This window comes from Psychrobacter sp. (genome assembly GCF_018260395.1).
Lineage (GTDB): Bacteria > Pseudomonadota > Gammaproteobacteria > Pseudomonadales > Moraxellaceae > Psychrobacter.
In genome coordinates, this window is record NZ_JAGLBC010000138.1 from 1 (window position 1) to 6,193 (window position 6,193).

Below are 6,193 nucleotides of genomic sequence, written 5' to 3' on the forward strand. Positions count from 1 at the left end.
AAGACATAAAAAAATACTTTGACCTTATAAGAATCAAAGCAGTGTTAACTTTTAGTAGTTTATGTTGATTATCAACTGCCGTTTTATAGAGAATAAAATTTAAGACAGTAGCACTTAACGCTGAATATAAATGAAATTTTATAGACAGACAATAGATAGATAATTAGTCCATGGGCGCTAACATATGCATCAATGCATCAACACTCGCCGAGCGTGTTAGGCTAGGGTTAATAACTATCCCTAAGTAGCGTTGTAGCTCTAAATCCTTGGCCATATCTATAGTAGCTAATTCATGATTGATCATAGTTTGTGGCAAAACAGACCAGCCTAAACCTATAGATACTAACATACGAATCGACTCAAGTGGGTTGGTTGTCATAGTGGCATATGGCTTCAAATTTTGTTTCGCAAATTCAGCTAAAGTAATTTGACTAGTAAAGGTATTGGCTGCTGGCAAAATGGCAGAGTAATGCGCCAATTGCTCTAAAGTAACATTGGACTTTTGCGCCAAAGGCGATAAAGTGCCGGTAACAAAAAATAAGGGGTCAGACCATAAGGTATGGTAAGTCAAACGTTTGTCATATACCGGGGGCAACGTCAAGAATGCCAAAGACAATTCGCCATCTAAGACAGCTTTATGCGCCGCTTCAGAATCTACAAAATGAACTTCTAGCTGTACAGATGGGTATGCCTGTATAAATTGTTTTAGCACGGGGGGAATATGATGTAGTCCAATATGATGACTGGTACCAATTACTAATTTGCCTGAAATAGTCTGCTGTGAGTTTTGGATATTGATTTTAAAATTATCATAGTCATCAAGCCATCGCTTAGCATGTGGCAATAATTCATTGGCAGCTGCAGTAGGCACAATTCCACGCCCTAACGTATCAAATAGCGTCACCTTGAACTCATCTTCAAGATTCTTAATTCTTTTACTTACAGCTGGCTGAGTAATGAAAAGTTTTTCAGCTGCACCTGATATACTGCCAGTCTGCATTACAGTAATAAATGTGATCAAATTTGTAGTATTCATGGTCAGCCTAAAAGTATGAGATAAATGGTAAAAAATTAATTATAATAAAAAGTTTGCTAAATTATAAAAATCATCAATTATTATTATATAACTAAGCTGTTATAATCTCAACAGATAAGATAAGTTTAGTAAGAAATATTATCTCAAATAGTAAGTTTAAAATTAGTTTAGCTAATTCAATACAATAAACCTATCTACCATGGCAATGGTATCAAATAATATAGCCTTTAATTAAAATAATTCTGCCTTAAATTAATTGTTAGTATATTCAAACTTCATGTTTTCAAACTTTATAAGCCAGCAAGGAAAGTTATCCATGTCAGCAACACAATCAAATACCGCCAAAACTTTATATGACAAACTTTGGGATGCGCACTTAGTCAGCCAACGTGATGATGGTTCAAGCTTAATTTATATTGATCGCCATTTATTACATGAAGTAACTAGCCCGCAGGCATTTGAAGGTTTGGCTTTGGCCAATCGTCAACCATGGCGCCTATCGGCCAATATTGCCACACCTGACCATAACGTACCTACAGTTCGCAAAGAACGTTTAGAGGGTGTTAGCGGTATTAAAGATGAAGTTTCACGGCTACAGGTAAAAACCTTAGACGACAACTGTGCTAAGTTTAATATTGCTGAGTTTACCATTAACGATGCGCGTCAAGGTATCGTTCACGTGGTTGGTCCTGAGCAAGGTTTAGTATTGCCTGGCATGACGGTAGTTTGTGGAGACTCACATACTGCAACGCACGGTGCATTAGGTTGTTTAGCACATGGTATTGGCACTTCAGAAGTTGAGCATGTGTTAGCGACTCAGTGTTTGGTTCAGAAAAAATCAAAAAATATGTTAATTCGTGTTGATGGCAAGCTTGGCGAAGGCGTTACTGCTAAAGATGTGGTACTAGCAATTATTGCCAAAATTGGTACGGCAGGTGGTACTGGTTATGCCATCGAGTTTGCGGGCGAAGTGTTTGAGAACATGAGCATGGAAGGTCGTATGACCGTGTGTAATATGGCGATTGAAGCGGGCGCTCGTGTGGGTATGGTAGGTGTTGATAAAACCACTATTGAATATGTAAAAGGTCGTCCTTTCGCCCCTACAGGAGCGCAGTGGGAGCAAGCTGTTGCGTACTGGAATACTCTACATTCAGATGAAGGTGCCCAGTTCGATGCGATTATTGAATTGAATGGCAATGACATTGCCCCTCAAGTGTCTTGGGGTACGTCACCTGAAATGGTGGTTGATGTGACTCAAAATGTACCGACTTTAACTGAAGCTGCTGATGAAGTTCAACAAGAAGCTTGGATGCGAGCTTATGAGTATATGGGCTTACAGCAAGGGCAGCCGATCACACAGATTAAGTTAGATCGTATCTTTATCGGCTCTTGCACCAATTCACGCATCGAAGATTTACGTTCAGCGGCCTCTGTCATTAAAGGCCGTAAAGTGGCTGTTAACGTGAAAGAAGCTATTGTGGTAGCAGGGTCAGGACAAGTTAAAAAGCAAGCTGAAGAAGAAGGATTGGATAAATTATTTATTGAAGCAGGATTTGAATGGCGTGAGCCAGGATGCTCAATGTGTTTGGCCATGAATGCCGATAAGCTTGAACCACAAGAGCACTGTGCGTCAACATCAAACCGTAACTTCGAAGGTCGTCAAGGTAATGGCGGACGCACGCACTTAGTCAGTCCAGCAATGGCGGCGGCGGCGGCATTGGCAGGTCATTTTGTGGATGTGCGCAGTTTCTAAGCCTAAACTATTTTTAGACTAACCTATTTCTAAGCCTAAACAAGTAAGCTATTACCAACGATGAAGCTATTTCTAACGATGAAGCTATCATCAACTATGAAGCTATTTGGTAATTACTGATAGCGAAGTTAGGTCTATAGACTGGCCTGATAAAAGTTAGTTTATATAATTTATCATTACCCTATTTTGAGGTGCTTTTTTAAAAGCCCTATTTCAAGGAACATATAATGCAAGCATATAACACTCAGACAGGCATCGTTTGCCCACTTGATCGGTCTAATGTGGATACCGACCAAATTATCCCTAAGCAGTTTTTAAAATCCATTAAGCGTACAGGTTTTGGGGTAAATTTATTTGATGATTGGCGCTATCTTGATGAAGGCGTACCCTCTATGAATGGGGGTCAAGACCAAACCAATCGTCCTATCAATCCTGATTTTGTTTTGAACAAACCTCGTTATCAAGGGGCGACTATCTTATTGGCTCGAAACAATTTTGGTTGTGGTTCAAGCCGTGAGCATGCGCCTTGGGCTTTATCTGAGTATGGATTTCGTACTGTGATTGCGCCTAGTTATGCTGATATTTTTTATAATAACTGTTTTAAAAATGGTATGTTACCTATCGTTCTAACCGAAGCGCAAGTAGACGAATTATTTGAAGCATGTTTTGCTAATGTAGGTTATGAGCTAACAGCAGACCTAGAGCGTCAGGTTGTAATTACTCCTGAAGGTAAAGAATTTGCTTTCGAAGTAGATGAGTTTCGTAAACATTGCTTATTGAATGGATTGGACGATATTGGTCTAACATTACAGCAAAAAGAAGCTATCGAAACGTACGAAGCGAAGATGCAGCAAAAAATGCCATGGATTTTTAACGACGTTAAGGCTTAAGTAGCTCAATTATATCCCTAAAGTTTAACCCCATAAAGTCAACACAAGGTCGATGAGTTGCGACAGCAAATAAAAAGCAAACTCTGACCTCATAACAATACATTAGGAAAAGTTTATGGCAACCGTATTAACGCTTGCAGGCGATGGCATTGGGCCAGAGATTATGACTCAGGCTGTGTCAATATTAAAAGCAGTCAATAAAAAGTTTGATTTACAGCTAACTTTAGAAGAAGGTGATCTAGGTGGCGCAGCTATCGATAGAGCAGGGGTGCCTTTACCAGATGATACCTTAGAAAAAGCACGTGCAGCTGATGCGGTATTATTGGGTGCAGTAGGAGGGCCGAAATGGGATAGTATCGAACGTAGTATCCGTCCTGAACGTGGCTTATTAAAAATACGTAGTGAGCTTGGTTTATTTGCAAACTTGCGAGTGGCAAAGTTGTACCCTCAGCTTGCTAATGCTTCAAGTCTTAAGCCTGAAATAATTTCAGGTCTAGACCTACTTATCGTTCGTGAACTTACAGGCGGTATTTATTTTGGTGAACCACGTGGTATTCGCACCTTAGACAATGGGGAGCAGCAAGGCTACAACACCATGGTTTATAACACTTCTGAAATTGAGCGTATTGGTAAAGTCGCTTTTGACTTGGCGAAAGTAAGAGCTCGAGCCAATGGAACTCCTGCCAAAGTATGTTCGGTAGACAAGGCCAATGTGCTCGAAGTCACTGAACTTTGGAAGCAAACCATGATTACGCTGCAACAAACTGAATACTCCGATGTTGAGCTCAGTCATATGTATGCAGATAACGCCTGTATGCAATTGGTGAAGAATCCTAAGCAGTTTGACGTGATGGTTACTGGTAATTTGTTTGGTGACATACTATCTGATGAAGCGGCAATGTTAACAGGTTCAATTGGCATGTTGCCGTCTGCTAGCTTAGATGAAAATGGCAAAGGCATGTATGAGCCGTGTCATGGCAGTGCACCTGATATCGCCGGTCAAGACAAAGCGAATCCATTAGCGACTATATTGTCTGTAGCGATGATGCTACGTTACACTTTTAAAAATGAAGCGGCAGCGGCAGCTATTGAGCAGGCAGTTAGTGAAGTATTAGACGATGGACTGCGTACTGGTGACATTATGGATACTGATGACACAGGTTTAACCCTAGTAGGTTGTAAGCAGATGGGCGAAGCTGTATTGGCCAAGCTTAGCTAATAGGCCTCAAATTAGTGTTAAATTGCTACTATTTTAATTAAAAACCCGAATGTTAGATTTCGGGTTTTTTTGTTTTAATTTTTTATTCCTTTAAAGTTCATCATAGATAATTTAGCATATTATGAGCAAAACAGGCTTAACCAAACGGCTTATAAAGAGTATATTGGATGTTATACTTTATGACTGAAACACAAGATCAATAATTAAAGAGCAAATAAAATAATATAAAAAAGCGGGAGCTTACATGTTTGAACCGAGAACAACAATTACCTTTAAAATTCTCTCTCAGCAAGACAAGTCAATAAAGCTCGCATTAAAGCGATCAACACCATTAAAACAACTATCCATTGCATTATCTACCGCATTGGCTATGAGTATGTCTTATGCGCAAACCTCAAATACTCAAAGCAATGACAATCAAGCTTCTAAATCTTTATCAGTTCCGGCATCTAAAGCTGATAATCAGACAGACTTCGTCCAAAAGGTAAATAACAGCGAATGGAAACCAGGCGTTGAGATGAACCAAGAGATGGGGACAAAAGTTCAGGCACTATTGAACTGGAACCAATATGGGGTTGGATCAGTAGACGGTTGGTGGGGTAAAAATACCCAAAAAGCAATGCAAGCTTTTCAAAAAGCCAAGGGCATTACTATCACTGATAATCTAGATCAGAAAACTTGGGATGCGTTGCAAAATGTCGACTTAGCCAAAAAGCCTGTACTAATCAGCTATACGTTGACTGACTCTGATGTCAATATCAAGACCACTACTATCCCTGAAGATGTTGAAGCCAAATCAAAGCTAGAAGGTCTATATTATGAAAGCGTGGCCGAAGCTATGGCTGAAAAGTTCCATATGAGCATGGGTTATTTAAAGCAGCTTAATCCCAATACAACCTTTAGCGCTGGCGAGTCGCTTACCGTCTATAATCCTGGCAAAGCGAATAAGATAGCTATTGCTCGCGTAGTCGCAGATAAAAGTAATCAAATTTTATACGCTTATGACAAAGACAATCAATTAGTCGCCAGCTATCCGACAACGGTAGGCAGTACAGCTACGCCTTCACCGACCGGTACTCATAAAGTCCAAACCAAAGTGAGCGATCCCAACTATACTTATACAGATGCGGATGGCAATCAGACTATTCTACCGCCCGGTCCCAATAATCCAGTAGGACGAGTATGGATAGGATTGGATAAACCCTCTTACGGTATTCACGGTTCACCCGATCCAGATCGTATTAGTCGTCAAGCTTCATCGGGCTGTATTCGTCTGACAAACTGGGATGCATTGG

Annotated in this window: 5 protein-coding genes; 4 read left to right on the forward strand and 1 reads right to left on the reverse strand. The window is 40.1% G+C overall.

All coding sequences use genetic code 11. From position 1 onward, the window contains the following. Nucleotides 1–163: 163 nt before the first annotated feature. Entirely contained in the window at nt 164–1,036 is an 873-nt protein-coding gene (locus QZ265_RS09260; protein ID WP_296405547.1) for a LysR family transcriptional regulator, read from the reverse strand. 316 nt (nt 1,037–1,352) lie between these two features. Here QZ265_RS09260 and leuC point away from each other — a divergent pair, with 316 nt between their 5' ends. The 4 genes from leuC to QZ265_RS09280 form a co-directional block, all read left to right on the forward strand. Next, entirely contained in the window at nt 1,353–2,789 is a 1,437-nt protein-coding gene (leuC, locus tag QZ265_RS09265; RefSeq protein ID WP_296405549.1) for a 3-isopropylmalate dehydratase large subunit, read from the forward strand. A 227-nt stretch (nt 2,790–3,016) separates the two neighbouring features. Further along, nucleotides 3,017–3,679 carry a 3-isopropylmalate dehydratase small subunit gene (gene leuD, locus QZ265_RS09270; protein WP_296405551.1) on the forward strand — a complete coding sequence of 221 codons (663 nt, stop codon included), beginning with the start codon at nt 3,017–3,019 and terminating at the stop codon, nt 3,677–3,679. Between the two features lie 115 nt (nt 3,680–3,794). After that, nucleotides 3,795–4,898, forward strand: a complete 1,104-nt coding sequence (gene leuB / locus QZ265_RS09275) for a 3-isopropylmalate dehydrogenase (protein WP_296405552.1) — start codon at nt 3,795–3,797, stop codon at nt 4,896–4,898. A 244-nt stretch (nt 4,899–5,142) separates the two neighbouring features. Beyond that, nucleotides 5,143–6,193: L,D-transpeptidase family protein (locus QZ265_RS09280; RefSeq protein WP_296405555.1), on the forward strand; the 1,051-nt coding region annotated here is incomplete at its 3' end.